16 protein-coding genes are annotated in these 15,988 nt (G+C 72.2%); 9 read left to right on the forward strand and 7 right to left on the reverse strand.

From position 1 onward, the window contains the following. Positions 1-296: 296 nt before the first annotated feature. The gene (locus tag ACIG3E_RS00840; RefSeq protein WP_399609639.1) at positions 297-962 is read left to right on the forward strand and encodes a DUF6542 domain-containing protein; all 666 of its coding nucleotides are present in this window, start codon (positions 297-299) and stop codon (positions 960-962) included. A gap of 55 nt (positions 963-1,017) precedes the next feature. On the opposite strand, the gene ppgK is transcribed toward ACIG3E_RS00840, so the two are convergent. Continuing rightward, complete coding sequence (gene ppgK / locus ACIG3E_RS00845) at positions 1,018-1,767, reverse strand: polyphosphate--glucose phosphotransferase (RefSeq protein ID WP_399609641.1); 750 nt, start codon at positions 1,765-1,767, stop codon at positions 1,018-1,020. 40 nt (positions 1,768-1,807) lie between these two features. Continuing rightward, positions 1,808-2,794: a 4-hydroxy-3-methylbut-2-enyl diphosphate reductase gene (locus tag ACIG3E_RS00850; RefSeq protein WP_399609643.1), complete on the reverse strand. Its 987-nt coding sequence runs from the start codon at positions 2,792-2,794 to the stop codon at positions 1,808-1,810. 97 nt (positions 2,795-2,891) lie between these two features. Between ACIG3E_RS00850 and ACIG3E_RS00855 the strand changes: the two genes are divergently transcribed. From ACIG3E_RS00855 to ACIG3E_RS00870, 4 genes are all read left to right on the forward strand, one after another. Then, the gene (locus ACIG3E_RS00855; protein WP_399609645.1) at positions 2,892-4,298 is read left to right on the forward strand and encodes an APC family permease; all 1,407 of its coding nucleotides are present in this window, start codon (positions 2,892-2,894) and stop codon (positions 4,296-4,298) included. A gap of 195 nt (positions 4,299-4,493) precedes the next feature. Then, entirely contained in the window at positions 4,494-5,702 is a 1,209-nt protein-coding gene (xseA, locus tag ACIG3E_RS00860) for an exodeoxyribonuclease VII large subunit (protein WP_399609647.1), read from the forward strand. Positions 5,703-5,711: 9 nt separating this feature from the next. Continuing rightward, on the forward strand, positions 5,712-5,936 hold the full coding sequence (locus ACIG3E_RS00865; protein WP_138961577.1) for an exodeoxyribonuclease VII small subunit: 225 nt from the start codon (positions 5,712-5,714) through the stop codon (positions 5,934-5,936). A 246-nt stretch (positions 5,937-6,182) separates the two neighbouring features. Then, positions 6,183-6,773: a malonic semialdehyde reductase gene (locus ACIG3E_RS00870; RefSeq protein WP_399609649.1), complete on the forward strand. Its 591-nt coding sequence runs from the start codon at positions 6,183-6,185 to the stop codon at positions 6,771-6,773. A 92-nt stretch (positions 6,774-6,865) separates the two neighbouring features. On the opposite strand, the gene ACIG3E_RS00875 is transcribed toward ACIG3E_RS00870, so the two are convergent. Next, positions 6,866-7,414, reverse strand: coding sequence for a DUF4245 domain-containing protein (locus tag ACIG3E_RS00875; RefSeq protein WP_399609651.1), 549 nt, complete (start codon positions 7,412-7,414; stop codon positions 6,866-6,868). A 214-nt stretch (positions 7,415-7,628) separates the two neighbouring features. Between ACIG3E_RS00875 and glpX the strand changes: the two genes are divergently transcribed. Continuing rightward, on the forward strand, positions 7,629-8,663 hold the full coding sequence (glpX, locus tag ACIG3E_RS00880; protein ID WP_366794333.1) for a class II fructose-bisphosphatase: 1,035 nt from the start codon (positions 7,629-7,631) through the stop codon (positions 8,661-8,663). On the opposite strand, the gene ACIG3E_RS00885 is transcribed toward glpX, so the two are convergent. From ACIG3E_RS00885 to ACIG3E_RS00895, 3 genes are all read right to left on the reverse strand, one after another. Continuing rightward, the gene (locus ACIG3E_RS00885) at positions 8,630-8,782 is read right to left on the reverse strand and encodes a hypothetical protein (RefSeq protein WP_399609653.1); all 153 of its coding nucleotides are present in this window, start codon (positions 8,780-8,782) and stop codon (positions 8,630-8,632) included. The two genes, glpX and ACIG3E_RS00885, sit on opposite strands and share 34 nt — an antisense overlap. Before the next feature lie 76 nt (positions 8,783-8,858). Beyond that, positions 8,859-9,275: a WhiB family transcriptional regulator gene (locus ACIG3E_RS00890; RefSeq protein ID WP_375256674.1), complete on the reverse strand. Its 417-nt coding sequence runs from the start codon at positions 9,273-9,275 to the stop codon at positions 8,859-8,861. Between the two features lie 181 nt (positions 9,276-9,456). After that, positions 9,457-10,146 carry a DUF1707 domain-containing protein gene (locus ACIG3E_RS00895; protein WP_399609656.1) on the reverse strand — a complete coding sequence of 230 codons (690 nt, stop codon included), beginning with the start codon at positions 10,144-10,146 and terminating at the stop codon, positions 9,457-9,459. 187 nt (positions 10,147-10,333) lie between these two features. Between ACIG3E_RS00895 and ACIG3E_RS00900 the strand changes: the two genes are divergently transcribed. Continuing rightward, positions 10,334-12,001: a fumarate hydratase gene (locus ACIG3E_RS00900; protein WP_399609658.1), complete on the forward strand. Its 1,668-nt coding sequence runs from the start codon at positions 10,334-10,336 to the stop codon at positions 11,999-12,001. A gap of 81 nt (positions 12,002-12,082) precedes the next feature. On the opposite strand, the gene ACIG3E_RS00905 is transcribed toward ACIG3E_RS00900, so the two are convergent. Beyond that, positions 12,083-13,636, reverse strand: coding sequence for a ricin-type beta-trefoil lectin domain protein (locus ACIG3E_RS00905; RefSeq protein WP_399609660.1), 1,554 nt, complete (start codon positions 13,634-13,636; stop codon positions 12,083-12,085). 152 nt (positions 13,637-13,788) lie between these two features. Here ACIG3E_RS00905 and ACIG3E_RS00910 point away from each other — a divergent pair, with 152 nt between their 5' ends. Both ACIG3E_RS00910 and ACIG3E_RS00915 read left to right on the forward strand, forming a co-directional pair. After that, on the forward strand, positions 13,789-15,201 hold the full coding sequence (locus tag ACIG3E_RS00910; RefSeq protein ID WP_399609662.1) for a class II fumarate hydratase: 1,413 nt from the start codon (positions 13,789-13,791) through the stop codon (positions 15,199-15,201). 83 nt (positions 15,202-15,284) lie between these two features. After that, positions 15,285-15,971 carry a DUF402 domain-containing protein gene (locus ACIG3E_RS00915; RefSeq protein WP_399609664.1) on the forward strand — a complete coding sequence of 229 codons (687 nt, stop codon included), beginning with the start codon at positions 15,285-15,287 and terminating at the stop codon, positions 15,969-15,971. Positions 15,972-15,988 lie beyond the last annotated feature (17 nt).

The following is a 15,988-nucleotide window of genomic DNA, read 5'->3' on the forward strand; positions in this document are numbered from 1 at the left end:
TGCGACTTCCCGTACGTGAGGAGTGGGGTCTTGGCTGGGGCTGCGCGAGGGCCCCGTGGGCGGACCCGGCGGGTCGGCTGCTGCGCTCGCCGTCCCCGTCGTACGGGGGTCTCCTCCGGGGCCCGCGGTGGTCCCTCACCGGCCCCGCACTGCCCGGGGCACGATCCACCAGTCTACGGTGTGCCGGGGCCCGTGCCCCGCCCGCGTACCGCCTCCGCGTCGAACGCCGGACCAAGGTCGGCCAAAACGCGTGTCCCAGTCCCGGTTCCGCCCCCGGCCCGACCTAGGTTGGTGCGGTGGAGCAACACAGGACCCGTCCCCCGCGCGCCAGGCCGCGCCCCGCCGCGCCCCTGCCCGGGCAGGGCAGCCCCACGGAGTCGGCGACGGTCTACCGGGCCGCCTCCCGGCCGCCCGGCGCCTCGTCCCCGCTCACCCGGATCCTGCGCAGGAACCCGGTGTACCGGGCCCTGAGCCGGATGCCGCTGTACCGCAAGCTGCGCCGGATGCCGAACCCGCGCCTCACCGGGCTCGGCAGCGGCCTGTTCGCGGCCGTCGTCATGCTGCTGCTCGCGTGCCTGCTGCGGCTGCTCTTCGGCAGCTCGGTGGTCGCGTACGGAGTGCTGTTCCTGCCGGTCAGCGCGCTCACCGCGCTGTGGGTGCGGCCCGCGGACCTGGTCACCGCGCCCGTCGCCGTGCCGATCGCCTTCGCGGCCGGGGTGCTGCCCATCGCCGAGGGCACCGGTGGCCTCGGCGGCCACGTCATGGGCCTGCTCACCTCGCTGGCCCTGCACGCGGGCTGGCTGTACGGCGGCACGCTGGTCGCCGGGGTGATCGTGACCGTGCGCAAGCTGCGCCTGATGGGGCGCCGCCGGGCCCAGCGCAGGGAGCAGCGCGCGCCGCGCCCGGGCGGCCGCGCCCCGCGGCCCGCCGAGCGGGACAGCATCAGCCCGTCCGGCGTGTGAGGACGAGCGCGCGGCGCGATGAGGGCCCGCGCGGACGCGGGGCCCCAGGCCCGCCCTAGTCCCCGGCGGCAGCCCTCGCGGCCATGGCCGCCCCCACGATCCCGGCGTTGTTCTGCAGCTTCGCCGGGATCAGCTCGGCCCGGACGCCCTCGATCAGGGGCAGGAACTTGTGGGCCTTGCGGCTGACGCCGCCGCCGATGATGAACGCCTCGGGCGAGAACAGCATCTCCACGTGCGCCAGGTACTTCTGCACGCGGCGCGCCCAGTGCTCCCAGGTCAGGTCCTCGTCCTCGCGGGCCTTGGAGGAGGCGCGCTTCTCCGCGTCGTGGCCGTGCAGCTCCAGATGGCCGAGCTCCGTGTTCGGCACGAGGCGGCCGCCGGTGAAGACGGCGCTGCCGATGCCCGTGCCGAGGGTGAGCACGATGACCGTGCCGGTGCGGCCGCGGCCCGCGCCGAAGTGCATCTCGGCGACGCCCGCCGCGTCCGCGTCGTTCAGCACGGTGACCGGGACGCCGCCGAGCCGGTCGGCGATCAGGCCGCGGATGTCCGTGCCGACCCAGCTCTTGTCCACGTTCGCCGCCGTGCGGGCCGTGCCGTCGGTGATGACACCGGGGAAGGTGGCGCCGACCGGGCCCGACCAGCCGAAGTGCTCGACGACCTCGCACACGCGCGCCACCACGCCCTCGGGCGTGGCCGGGTGCGGCGTCAGGACCTTGTGCCGCTCCTGCGCCAGGTCTCCGCGGTCCAGGTCCACGGGAGCGCCCTTGATCCCGGATCCGCCGATGTCCACACCGAAGATCTGCATGGCCCCACCGTACGACGGCGGACCGACAGTGACGCGGTGGTCACTTCTTCCCGGACAGCTCCGCGGCCTCGGCGCGCAGGTCCCGGCGGAGCTCCTTGGGCAGCGAGAAGGTGATCGACTCGTCGGCCGTCTTCACCGTCTCCACGTCCGCGTACCCGCGCTCGGCCAGCCACTCGATGACGCCGTCCACCAGGACGTCCGGGACGGACGCGCCCGAGGTGAGGCCGACCGTGGTCACGCCCTCCAGCCAGGCCTCGTCGATCTCGCCCGCGTTGTCCACCAGGTACGAGGCGGGCACGCCCGCCTCCAGGGCGACCTCGACCATGCGGATCGAGTTCGAGGAGTTCTTGGAGCCGACGACGATGACAAGGTCCGCGTCCTCGGCGAGCTTCTTGACCGCGGTCTGGCGGTTCTGCGTGGCGTAGCAGATGTCGTCGCTGGGCGGCGAGAGCAGGTTCGGGAACTTGTTCTTCAGGGCGCCGACCGTCTCCATCGTCTCGTCGACGGAGAGCGTGGTCTGGGAGAGCCAGACGACCCGGTCCGGGTCGCGGACCTCGACGTTCGCCACGTCGTCCGGGCCGTCGACCAGCGTGATGTGGTCGGGGGCCTCGCCGGAGGTGCCGATGACTTCCTCGTGCCCCTCGTGGCCGATCAGGAGGATGTCGAAGTCCTCCTTGGCGAACCGGACCGCTTCCTTGTGGACCTTGGTGACCAGCGGGCAGGTCGCGTCGATCGTGGCGAGCTTCCGCTCGGCGGCCTCCTCGTGCACGGTCGGCGCGACGCCGTGCGCGGAGAACATCACGATGGACCCCTCGGGCACCTCGTCCACCTGGTCGACGAAGATCGCGCCCTTCTTCTCCAGGGTCTGCACGACGTACTTGTTGTGGACGATCTCGTGGCGGACGTAGATCGGGGCCCCGTACTGCTCCAGGGCCTTCTCGACGGCGATCACGGCACGGTCCACGCCCGCGCAGTAGCCACGGGGAGCGGCGAGCAGGACACGGCGGGAGCCAGGCGTTGCAGTCATAGGCCCATCGTAAGGCCGCGTACGAGAGGTCAAAGATCGCCTGTGTGGGGAGACTGGGAGCCAAGTGTGCGATCAGCGTCAGGCACCCGGAGGCACGATGTCCGCCCACAGCACGAATGCGCACCCGCCGTCCGACGGGGACCACGGGTCCGCCACGAACAGGGCCGGGACCGAGGGCGAGGGCCTGCGGCGCAGCCTGGGCTTCCGCGACCTCGTCGTCTACGGACTCCTCTTCATCGCCCCCATGGCCCCCGTCGGCGTCTTCGGGACCCTGGACGCCAAGTCGCACGGCGCGGTGGCGCTGGTGTACGTCGTGGCGACGGTCGCCATGGCGTTCACCGCCTTCAGCTACGCCCAGATGGTGCGGGTGGTGCCCCAGGCGGGCTCGGTCTTCGCGTACGCGCGCGTGGGCCTCGGCAACGGCGCGGGATTCATCGCGGGCTGGATGGCGATGCTGGACTACCTCCTGATCCCGGCCGTCGCGTACCTCTTCTCCGGGATCGCCATGCACGAGCTGGTGCCGGAGGTGTCCCGGTGGGTGTGGACGGCGATCGCGGTGGTCGTGACGACCGCCCTGAACCTGTGGGGCGTACGTCCCGCCGCGCGGGTCGGCTTCGCGGTCCTCGCCATGGAGATCGTGGTCCTGGTGGTCTTCGTGGTGTCCGCGATCGTGGTCCTCGCGCGCGACGGCGCGGAGCGGGGCTGGCTCTCGCCCCTTTCGGGCGACGGTACGCAGGGGGCGTTCGCCCTCTCCGCGGTGGTGGGCGCGGTGTCCGTGGCGGTCCTGTCCTACCTGGGCTTCGACGCGATCGCCTCGTTCGCGGAGGAGGTCACCGGGGGCTCGGCGAAGGTGGCGCGGGCGGTCCTGTTCTGCCTGGCCCTGACGGGCGTCCTGTTCGTGGCGCAGACGTATCTGGTGGCCCTGATGACCCCGATGTCCTCCGCCGACCTGGCCGCGCACCCCAATGACCAGGGTTCCGCCTTCTACTCGGCCGTGGAGGCCTCCGTCGGCTCCTGGCTGCACGACCTGGTGGCGGTGAGCAAGGCCATCGGCGCGGCCTTCGCGGCGCTCGCCGGGCAGGCCGCGGCGGGCAGGCTGCTCTTCGCGATGAGCCGGGGGCGGCGCCTGCCCCGGCTCCTGTCCCGTACGGAGTCCGGCACTCCGCGGGTGGCCCTGCTGTGCGCGGCGACGGTGACCATGGCCGCGGCGGTGTGGGCCGCGCGCCGCGACGACGGCATGGACCACCTGGTCTCGGTCGTCGACATCGGCGCCCTGACGGCCTTCGCCCTGCTGCACGCGAGCGTGGTGGGCTGGTTCGTGGTGCGGCGCCAGGGAGGCCCGGTGAGCTGGTGGCGGCACCTCCTCGTGCCGGTCCTGGGCGCGGCGATCGTCATCGCGGTCATCAAGGAGGCGTCGGGCACGGCACAGGTGGTGGGCGCGATCTGGCTGGGGGTGGGGCTCGTGGTCCTTGCGGCGCAGGGCGCCGCGGAGCGGCGGGGATAGGACCTGCGTCGGCGAAGCCGGGGAGACACGGGCGGGTGGGCGAGCACGCCGCGGAGCGGCGGGGATACGACCCGCGCTGGCGAAGCCGGGGAGAGACGGGTGGGCGGGTGGGAAACCCCGCCGCGGAGCGGCGAAGAGCCCCGGCCCGCCGCGGAGCGGCGGCACTGTCCGCCCCGACGGCTAGTCTCGGGCGTCATGGGTCTCAATACGTCCGCCGACACCCCCCTCCCCGTAGGCGAGGTGTCGCGCCTCATCGGCGGCTGGATCGACCGGCTCGGCGCCGTCTGGGTGGAGGGGCAGATCACTCAGCTGTCCCGGCGCCCCGGCGCGGGCGTGGTCTTCCTGACGCTGCGCGACCCGTCGCACGACATCTCGGTGAGCGTCACGTGCTACCGCCAGGTGTTCGACGCGGTCGCGGACGTCGTCTCGGAGGGCGCCCGCGTCGTCGTCCACGCCAAGCCGGAGTGGTACGCGCCACGCGGTCAGCTGTCCCTGCGGGCGGCGGAGATAAGGCCGGTCGGGGTCGGCGAGCTGCTCGCCCGCCTTGAGCAGCTGAAGAAGACGCTCGCCGGGGAGGGCCTGTTCGCCGCCGACCGCAAGCGGCCGCTGCCGTTCCTGCCGCAGCTGATCGGCCTGGTCTGCGGCCGCGCGTCGGCCGCCGAGCGCGACGTCCTGGAGAACGCCAGGCACCGCTGGCCCGCCGTCCGCTTCGAGGTGCGCAACGTGGCGGTGCAGGGCGTGCACGCGGTGCCGCAGGTGGTGCAGGCCGTCAAGGAGCTGGACGAGCTCGCCGAGGTCGACGTGATCATCGTGGCGCGCGGCGGCGGCAGCGTGGAGGACCTCCTGCCGTTCTCGGACGAGCAGCTGGTGCGGACGGTCGCCGCGTGCCGTACGCCGGTCGTGTCGGCGATCGGCCACGAGCCGGACAACCCCCTCCTCGACCACGTGGCGGACCTGCGCGCCTCGACGCCGACCGACGCCGCGAAGAAGGTCGTACCGGACGTCGGCGAGGAGCTGGAGCGGGTCGCGTTCCTGCGGGAGCGGGCGCGGCGCAGCGTGACGGCGTTCCTGGAGCGCGAGGAGCGGGGCCTCAAGCACGCCCTCGCCCGGCCGTGCATGGAGCAGCCGCACCGCATGGTCGAGGAGCGCGAGGAGCAGGTCACGGCGTATGTGGACCGGGCCCGGCGCACGCTCGGGCACCTCCTGGACCGCGCGGAATCGGAGCTGACCCACACGCACGCGCGCGTGGTGGCGCTCTCCCCCAAGGCCACGCTCCAGCGGGGGTACGCGGTGCTGCAGAAGCAGGACGGCGCGGTCGTCCGGGCGGCGGACGAGGTGACGGACGGCGAGGCGCTGCGCGCGCGGGTCGCCGAAGGCGATTTCCCCGTACGGGTCGACATCTAGGGTGGGCGCATGACCAGCAAGACGGACGAAGCCGCCGGGACGGCGGGCGCGCTCGGCTACGAGCAGGCGCGGGACGAGCTCATCGAGGTGGTGCGCCGCCTGGAGGCCGGGGGCACCTCCCTGGAGGAGTCCCTGGCCCTGTGGGAGCGGGGCGAGGAGCTGGCGGCGGTGTGCCGTCGCTGGCTGGAGGGCGCCCGGGCCCGCCTGGACGCCGCGCTGGCCGAAGAGGACTGAGCCCCGGCCTCCCGACCCCAGGGCCCCGCCCCCGGCCGAAGAGGCCCGGCCCCCGGCCCCGCCTCGCGACCGAAGAGGCCCGGCCCCGGGGCACCTCCCCGGCCCGCCCCGAATGTTGCGTAGCTCACCCCGCCCTCACTTTAGTTGAAGGTTGAACCTCACTGGAGTAAGGTCATCCTCACGTCCCCGCCCTTGACGTACGGCGCCCCGTACGACGACGCATTGAGATTGAGAAGGCTGACTCAGATGTCCCTCGTTCTTGACCCCGCCGCCCAGGACCTGCTCTTCCGCGAGGCCCGCACCGCCAACACCTTCACCGACGAGCCCGTCACCGACGAGCAGATCCAGGCCATCTACGACCTGGTCAAGTACGGCCCGACCGCGTTCAACCAGTCGCCGCTGCGCGTGACCCTGGTGCGTACGCCGGAGGCCCGTGAGCGGCTCGTGCAGCACATGGCCGAGGGCAACCGCCCCAAGACCCTGACGGCCCCGCTCGTCGCGATCCTGTCGGCGGACAACGAGTTCCACGAGGAGCTGCCGCACCTCTTCCCGCACTTCCCGCAGGCCAAGGACGTCTTCTTCGCCGAGCGCCCCGCCCGTGAGCAGGCCGCGGGCCTGAACGCCGCGCTGCAGGCCGCGTACTTCATCGTCGGCATCCGCGCCGCGGGCCTCGCCGCGGGCCCGATGACCGGGCTCGACTTCGAGGGCGTGCAGAAGGAGTTCCTGGACGAGGACCACACCCCGCTGATGGTCATCAACATCGGCAAGCCGGGCGAGGACGCCTGGTTCCCGCGCTCCCCGCGCCTGGAGTTCGACCAGGTCATCAAGACCGTCTGAGCGACTCCCCGCGCGTACGGCACCCCCGTAGCGCACGTCTAAGGCCCCCGGCACCGTGCCGGGGGCCTTAGACGTGCGCGAGACGGAGAGGGTCAGCCCGCCTTCACCGGCTCCACCGGCGTCCGCTTCATCTCCAGGGACTCCACCATCGTCGACAGCTGGTCGAAGGAGGCCGTGCCGAGCACCACGGTCGTGGCGCCCTTGTCCCGCAGCACGAGCGCCTTGTAGCGCGTGCCCTTGTAGCGCTGCCACGTCTTGCCCGCGATCTTCTCCGTCGCGTCCGTCTTCCGGGCCTTCTGCGTGGCCTCGTCGATGAACTCGGACGGCTTGCCGGTGGACTGCTTGATGGCCACGTACTCACCGGCCGGGTCGAGGAAGCCCAGGTGCCAGTTGTCGTGGGCCGCGCCGTTGTACCGGACGGAGGTGGGCTTCCAGGACTCGGGCAGGCCCGTGGGGGCCGCCACCGGGTACGGCGCCGCCCGCCGGGCCGTCAGGAGTTCGACGCGGTAGTCGACCCGCTCGACCGGGTCCTTGGACTCGTCGTGGGGGATGAAGACGTAGATCGCCGCTACGACGAGGCCGATGACGGCCAACGAGAGCAGCATGTTGCGCACGGTCTGCTTGCCAGTTCTGCCTGCCACACCCCCATCGTCGCAGGTCTCCGGCGGGGCTCTCGCGCGCCCCCTCCCCTGCCGCCGCTCCGCTCATGCGTGGGGCCCTCTGCTCACTTTGTCGACCTGCGGATAGAGTCAGGGCATCACCCTCATCCGGCCGCCCGCCCGTCTCCCACCACCGCCCTTTCAGGGACGCCCTTCGGGCGGAGTTCTTAATTCCGTATCAGAAAGGTGCGCCTCGATGACCGAGCATCACCATTTGCCCTCCGAATTGGAGGTCTCTCCGGAGGCCCCCGACCGCAACCTCGCCCTGGAGCTGGTCCGGGTCACCGAGGCCGCCGCCATGGCCGCGGGCCGCTGGGTCGGCCGCGGCGACAAGAACGGCGCGGACGGCGCGGCCGTGCGGGCCATGCGGACCCTCGTCCACACCGTCTCGATGAACGGCGTCGTCGTCATCGGCGAGGGCGAGAAGGACGAGGCGCCGATGCTCTTCAACGGCGAGCGCATCGGCGACGGCACCGGCGCCGAGGTCGACATCGCCGTCGACCCGATCGACGGCACCACGCTCACCGCCAAGGGCATGCCGAACGCGATCGCCGTGCTCGCCGCCGCCGACCGCGGCACCATGTTCGACCCGTCCGCCGTCTTCTACATGGACAAGCTGGTCACGGGCCCCGAGGCCGCCGACTACGTGGACATCAACGCCCCGGTGTCGGTGAACATCCGCCGGGTCGCCAAGGCCAAGAAGTCCTCCCCCGAGGACGTCACGGTCGTCATCCTGGACCGGCCCCGGCACGAGGGCATCGTCAAGGAGATCCGCGAGACCGGCGCGCGCATCAAGTTCATCTCGGACGGCGACGTGGCCGGTTCGGTCATGGCCGTGCGCGAGGGCACCGGCGTCGACCTGCTCATGGGCATCGGCGGCACCCCGGAGGGCATCATCAGCGCCTGCGCCATCAAGTGCCTGGGCGGCGTCATCCAGGGCAAGCTGTGGCCCAAGGACGACGAGGAGAAGCAGCGCGCGCTCGACGCGGGCCACGACCTGGACCGCACGCTCACCACGAACGACCTGGTCAGCGGCGAGAACGTGTTCTTCGTCGCGACCGGCATCACCGACGGCGAGCTGCTGCGCGGCGTGCGCTACGGCGCCGAGATGGCCTCGACCCAGTCCCTGGTCATGCGCTCCAAGTCCGGCACGATCCGGAAGATCGACTCCGATCACCGCCTGGCGAAGCTGCGCGCCTACAGCGCGATCGACTTCGAGCGGGCGAAGTAGACCCACCGGGCGCGGCGGTCGGCCGCGCGCAGACGACGGGGGCGCTCCGTGCGGGGAGCGCCCCCGTCGTCGTACGCGCCCCCGTCGTCGTACGCGCCTGCTGACGTAAGTGTCTGCACGTCGTACGTGTCTGCAGTCCTACGTGTCTGCAGGCGTACGTGCCCCGAGTCCCGGCCGTGGCCGGAGGTGCGGGTGCTAGCCCGCGGCCGCGACCGGGCCGGTCGCCGCGCGGGCCGCCTTCTTGAGCTCCAGGTCGCGTCGGCGGCGCCGGGCGAGGACCACGCGGCGCTCGGCGGCGGTCAGGCCGCCCCACACGCCGTACGGCTCCGGCTGCAGCAGGGCGTGCTCGCGGCACTCCACCATCACCGGACAGCGCGCGCAGACCCGCTTCGCGGCCTCCTCGCGGGAGAGGCGCGCGGCGGTGGGCTCCTTGGACGGGGCGAAGAAGAGACCGGCCTCGTCACGGCGGCAGACGGCGTCGGAGTGCCATGGGTTGTCCTGGTCCCGCTCCCGCACTGGCACCTTTCCCCACGCACTCGGCTGCGCTCGTGCAGGGGAGGCCCCATCGGTCGGGGCGGCGACCTGCAGGGACTGATGCGTCGGTTGCAGCACGGTCTACTCCTGACGACGGCTTCGCGAGCGAGAGACGATGCCCGAAGCTCTACCCGCTGTGTGCGGGCCTATGCACTGTGTCCCGGTGCACGGAAGTTCCGGTTCCTGATACCGAGTTGGCCTGGCCGAAACGTGCCGTCGCCGTGGCGCCGCCCCACGCGCGGGGCGTACGGCGGCGCGCTCAGCCCTGTAGGCGCTTGCGCAGCAAGCCGCGCAGGTCGCGGATGAGCTTGCCGCGCCGGGGGCGGGCCGTGAGGTCGCCGAAGACGGCGAGGCCCGCCACGAAGACCACCGGAGCGTCACGCTCCGCGGAGGCGAGGGTGTCCACTTCGAAGGTGCCGAAGACGGCGGTGCCGCGGCCGCGCAGCGACACGTTCTCCGGGACGCGGACCTTGACGTCGCCGAAGAGGGCGAAGCCCTTGACGACGATCTGCCGGTGCTGGAACACCGCCTCGCTGAGGTCGACGACCACGTCGCCGAAGACGGCGTACGCGTGCGTGCGGCGGCCGGGGCTCCAGCGGCCCCTGCGGACCACGTCGCTGAAGACGCCGTACAGCGTCTCGTCGGCGCTCTCGGGGATCGCGCCGGGCGAGGGGCGCTCGGGGACCTCCGTGAACGGCGCGCCGCCGCCGGGCCCTTCGGGGTCGGGCAGGTCCGCGAGGTGGGGCTCGATCTCGGCGAGGGTCTTCGCCGCATAGACGCGGTCGAGGCGCTCGCTGTGCTCCTGCGGGTCGATGCGGCCCGTGGCGAGCGCGTCCGCGAGGACATCGGCGGCCCGCTCCCGGTCGGCGTCCGAGGCCCTGAGGTGCGGCGTCGCCGTGCGAGGCGGCGCCTCGGCCGGAGGTGTCGGGGAGCGCTTCTCTAGGTCCACGGCACCACACTACCCAGACGCGATAGATCGCGACTACCCCCCGTCGGCCCGCCTCCGTCCCGGGCGGGCCCCGCGCCCAAGTGAGCCTTACCTCACCAGCACCCCGCTCCCCTCCCGTTCTACGCTGGGCGGGTGCCGCCAATGGAGGCGAGCGCCGCGCTGTCTGCCAAGTGAGGAATTGGGCGTCATGCCAGAGTTTGCGTACTCCGATCTGCTCCCGCTGGGAGAGGACACCACCCCGTACCGGCTGGTGACCGCCGAGGGCGTCTCCACCTTCGAGGCCGACGGGCGCACCTTCCTCAAGGTCGAGCCGGAGGCGCTGCGCAAGCTGGCCGAGGAGGCCATCCACGACATCCAGCACTTCCTGCGGCCCGCGCACCTGGCCCAGCTGCGCCGGATCGTCGACGACCCCGAGGCCTCGGCCAACGACAAGTTCGTCGCCCTTGACCTGCTGAAGAACGCGAACATCGCGGCCGCGGGCGTGCTGCCCATGTGCCAGGACACTGGCACCGCCATCGTCATGGGCAAGCGCGGGCAGAACGTGCTCACGCGGGGCGGCGACGAGGAGGCCCTGAGCCGCGGCGTCTACGACGCGTACAAGAACCTGAACCTGCGCTACTCGCAGATGGCTCCGCTCACCATGTGGGAGGAGAAGAACACCGGCTCCAACCTGCCCGCGCAGATCGAGCTGTACGCGACCGACGGCGACGCGTACAAGTTCCTGATCATGGCGAAGGGCGGCGGCTCCGCCAACAAGTCGTTCCTCTACCAGGAGACGAAGGCCGTCCTCAACGAGGCCTCGATGATGAAGTTCCTGGAAGAGAAGATCCGTTCGCTCGGCACGGCCGCCTGTCCGCCGTACCACCTGGCGATCGTCGTCGGCGGCACGAGCGCCGAGTACGCCCTGAAGACCGCCAAGTACGCCTCCGCGCACTACCTGGACGAGCTGCCCGACGAGGGCTCGGTCCTCGGCCACGGCTTCCGGGACAAGGACCTGGAGGAGAAGGTCTTCGAGCTGACGCAGAAGATCGGCATCGGCGCGCAGTTCGGCGGCAAGTACTTCTGCCACGACGTGCGCGTGGTGCGCCTGCCCCGGCACGGCGCCTCCTGCCCCGTCGCGATCGCCGTGTCCTGCTCGGCCGACCGCCAGGCCCTCGCGAAGATCACCGCCGAGGGCGTCTTCCTGGAGCAGCTGGAGACGGACCCGGCGCGGTTCCTGCCGGAGACGACGGACGAGCACCTGGCCGACGAGGGCGAGGTCGTGAAGATCGACCTGAACCAGCCCATGGACGACATCCTCGCCGAGCTCACCAAGTACCCGGTCAAGACCCGGCTCTCGCTGACCGGCCCGCTGGTCGTGGCCCGCGACATCGCGCACGCCAAGATCAAGGAGCGGCTCGACGCGGGCGAGGAGATGCCGCAGTACCTGAAGGACCACCCGGTGTACTACGCGGGTCCGGCGAAGACCCCCGAGGGCTACGCCTCCGGCTCCTTCGGGCCGACCACGGCCGGGCGCATGGATTCCTACGTCGAGCAGTTCCAGGCGGCGGGCGGCTCGAAGGTCATGCTGGCCAAGGGCAACCGCTCGCAGCAGGTCACCGACGCCTGCGCCGCGCACGGCGGCTTCTACCTGGGCTCGATCGGCGGGCCCGCGGCGCGGCTCGCGCAGGACTGCATCAAGAAGGTCGAGGTCGTCGAGTACGAGGAGCTCGGCATGGAGGCCGTCTGGAAGATCGAGGTGGAGGACTTCCCGGCGTTCGTCGTCGTCGACGACAAGGGCAACGACTTCTTCCAGAACCCGGCCCCCGAGCCGACGTTCACGTCGATCCCGGTCCGGGGCCCGGGCCTGGCGTAGCGCGCCCCAAAGGGGCGCGGGGCCGTATCGACATGCGGCTCCGCCGCGTGGGCGCGACCAGCCACGGCGAAGCCGCAGCCGCTACGCGAACCGCTGGCTCGCAGTCCCTGTGCACTTCTGGAGCCGCAGCGGCTCCTTGGCGCCCGCGAGGGTCAGGCAGAGTCCGGTCGCCCCGGCGGGGCGCAGGGTGCCCGACTGGCGCACGAAGTCCTGGTTGGTGCCGCCGTGGCAGTTCCAGAGGGTGACGGCGGCACCCTCCTCGTAGGCGCCCTCGGGCACGTCCACGCAGCGGTCGTGCGTCAGGCCGGTGCGCAGGGCCTGCTGTTCGGCGTCGTACCACCAGGTCTGGTTGCGGTTGCCGGTGCAGTCCCAGCCCTGGACCTTGGTGCCGTTGCGGCTGCTGGAGGCGTCGGCGTCGAGGCAGGTGCCGGTGCCCTCGTTCTTCAGCGGCTCGAACGCGTCGTCCCAGCCGCCCTTGTGGAGCTTGGCGCTGCCCGTGCTGGCCGGGTCGGCGCAGCCGCCCTCCTCCCAGCCGGAGTCGTACAGCTGGGTCAGGCAGGACGCGAAGGCGGCGTGGCCCCGGGCATTGGGGTGGAAGGACTGGCGCACCGAGTTGGAGTCCGGCGGGACGGGGTTGGACAGCTCGACGTACAGGCCCCGCGCCCAGGTGTCCTCCGTGCAGACCTCGTGGCCGTGGAAGAGGCGGGAGTTGTCGAGGTAGGTGGCCCCGGCGCTCCGCGCGGCCCGGCGCATGCCGCGTTCGAAGGCGGGCACGGCCTCGTTGCGGCCCCACTGGGTGTCGGAGTCGTAGCCGAGGCCGCCGCAGGCCAGCTTGCCCGGGAAGTTCGGGTTGTCGCGGAAGTCGGGGCCGATCGGGCTCGGATAGCCCATGACGACCAGCTTGTAGTCGCTGCCGGAGTACCCGGCCTGGCTCATGACGGTGCGCAGGTCGCGGACCGTCTGCTCGACCTTGGGCACGAGCGCGTCGACGCGGGCCTGCCAGCCGCCCGCGTACTTGGGCGCGCACGGGCCCTGGAGCGTGAGGTAGCGGGTCACGCAGTCGGTCATGACGGGCGCGAACTGGAGGTCGTCGTTCGCGCCGATGACCAGCATGATCGCCTTGATCCTGGTGTTGCGGGCCTTGATGGCGAGGTTGTCGCTCTGCACCAGCTCGTCGGCGTACTGCTGCTGGCCCCCGATGCGGACGTTCGCGGTCGTCGCCCCCGAGCAGGCGACGTTGTACGTGACGTCGGCGGGGATGCCCGTGCGGTGGATGGCGGCGTCCGGCGAGCGGTGGCACCAGTTGTCCGGGCCGTCCGTGCCCGGCTCGTAGCGGCCGATTCCCTCGCCGCTGATCTCGCTGTCCCCGAGCGAGATCAGGCCGGTCTTGCGCTCGGCGAGCGGGCGCTCGGCCGCGTCTCCGTAGAGCTTGGTGGCCTCGGCCGCGCGGATCTTCTCCAGGTCCTGCGGCAGCGGCACGGCCGCCCCTGCCGGGCCCTGCGGCCGCGCGGGCGCGGCCTGGGCGGGTGCGGCCGCCAGAGCGCCGCCGAGCAGGGCCGCCAGGGCCGTGGCGGCGGTGACCGTGGCTCGCAGGCGGCCCGCGCCGCCGTGTCCGACGCGTGTCGTGCGCTTCATTGCGCCTCCCCGGATTGGTGTTACCCAGGGTTTTTACTGGTGGGTAGGAGTCTTGGGAATACTCCGAACAAGACAAGGGCTCACCTTTCCGAGGCAGTTGCCCGGCCTTTGCGGCACTTGCGGGCGATACGGAACGGAAGGACAGTCGGAGCATGAGCGGCGGCGCGGACAGCAACGGCAGCGGCGAGTACCGGATCGAGCACGACTCCATGGGCGAGGTACGGGTCCCCGCGGGCGCCAAGTGGCGCGCCCAGACCCAGCGCGCCGTGGAGAACTTCCCGATCTCCGGACAGCGCATCGAGCGGGCGCACATCGCCGCGCTCGCCGAGATCAAGGCGGCGGCGGCGAAGGTCAACGCGCGGCTCGGCGTGCTCGACGAGGACGTCGCCGACGCCATCGTGGAGGCGGCCCGCGAGGTCGCCGAGGGCCGCTGGGACGACCACTTCCCCGTCGACGTCTTCCAGACCGGCTCCGGCACCTCGTCCAACATGAACACGAACGAGGTCCTCGCCACGCTCGCCACCGAGCGGCTCGGCCGCGACGTGCACCCGAACGACCACGTCAACGCCTCGCAGTCGTCCAACGACGTCTTCCCCTCCTCGATCCACATCGCCGCCACGGCCGCCGTCACCGGCGAGCTGATCCCGGCCCTGGAGCACCTGGCCGCCGCCCTGGAGCGCAAGGCCGCGGAGTTCGCCGACGTCGTCAAGTCCGGGCGTACGCATCTGATGGACGCCACGCCCGTCACTCTTGGGCAGGAATTCGGCGGGTACGCGGCGCAGGTGCGCTACGGCGTCGAGCGGCTGCGGTCCTCCCTGCCGCGCCTGGCCGAACTGCCGCTCGGCGGCACCGCCGTGGGCACCGGCATCAACACCCCGCCCGGCTTCTCCGCCGCCGTCATCGCCGAGGTCGCGCGGTCCACGGGGCTGCCGCTCACCGAGGCCCGCGACCACTTCGAGGCGCAGGGCGCGCGCGACGGCGTCGTCGAGACCAGCGGGCAGCTGCGCACCATCGCCGTCGGCCTCACGAAGATCTCGAACGACCTGCGGTGGATGGCGTCCGGGCCGCGCACCGGGCTCGCCGAGATCAGCCTGCCCGACCTCCAGCCCGGCTCCTCGATCATGCCCGGCAAGGTCAACCCCGTGATCCCCGAGGCCGTCCTGATGGTGGCCGCGCAGGTGACGGGGAACGACGCGACCGTGGCCGCCGCCGGGGCCGCGGGCAACTTCGAGCTGAACGTGATGCTGCCCGTCATCGCGAAGAACGTCCTCGAGTCCGTGCGGCTGCTCGCCAACGCGTCGCGGCTGCTCGCCGACCGGACGGTCGACGGGGTGGTCGCGCACCGGGAGCGGGCGCGGGAGTACGCCGAGTCCTCGCCGTCCGTGGTCACTCCGCTGAACAAGTACATCGGGTACGAGGAGGCGGCGAAGGTGGCGAAGCGGGCGCTTGCCGAGCGGCGGACCATTCGCGAGGTCGTCCTCGACTCCGGCTACGTCGACCGCGGCGACCTCACCCTGGAGCAGCTGGACGAGGCCCTGGACGTCCTGCGCATGACCCACCCGTAGGCGCGCCCCGCTTCATCGGCGCTCCGCGCCTCGAAACCCGGAGCCCCCGGCAGGGGCGGCGCGGTGGGTCCTAGTATCTGTTCATGACAGACCACCGCGACGGAAGCACGGCTCGGGCGAGCACCCGGCACTGGGCCCCGGGGACCCCCATCCTGTGGCGCTACCGCGCCAACGGCGGTGACGGGATCCACATCTGTCGGCCCGTCACCGTCGTGGAGGACAGCGAGGACCTGCTGGCCGTCTGGCTGGCGCCGGGCACGGAGTGCGTGCGGCCCGTGCTCGCCGACGGCACCGCCGTGCACGAGGAGCCCCTGGCCACCCGGTACACCAAGCCGCGCACGACCCGCCGCGGCCACTGGTTCGGCACCGGCGTCCTGAAGCTGGCCCGGCCGGACGAGCCCTGGTCGGTGTGGCTGTTCTGGGAGCCGGGCTGGCGGTTCAAGAACTGGTACGTGAACCTGGAGGAGCCCCGTACCCGCTGGTCCGGCGGCGTGGACTCCGAGGACCACTTCCTCGACCTCTCCGTGCTCCCGGACCGCACCTGGCGCTGGCACGACGAGGACGAGTTCGAGCAGGCCCGGCGCGCGGGCCTGATGGACGACGGGCGGGCGGCGGCGGTCCGCCGGGCGGGCCGCGAGGCCGTGGCGGCGATCGAGGCGTGGGGCCCGCCCTTCGCGGACGGCTGGGAGCGGTGGCGGCCGGACGCGGCCTGGCGCGTTCCCGCCCTGCCGGGTGACTGGGACCGCACGCCCGCGCATGCCTCGTCATGAGACCCTTGATGCGCCCC

It is taken from the genome of Streptomyces sp. NPDC053474 (assembly GCF_044544845.1).
Classification (GTDB): domain Bacteria; phylum Actinomycetota; class Actinomycetes; order Streptomycetales; family Streptomycetaceae; genus Streptomyces.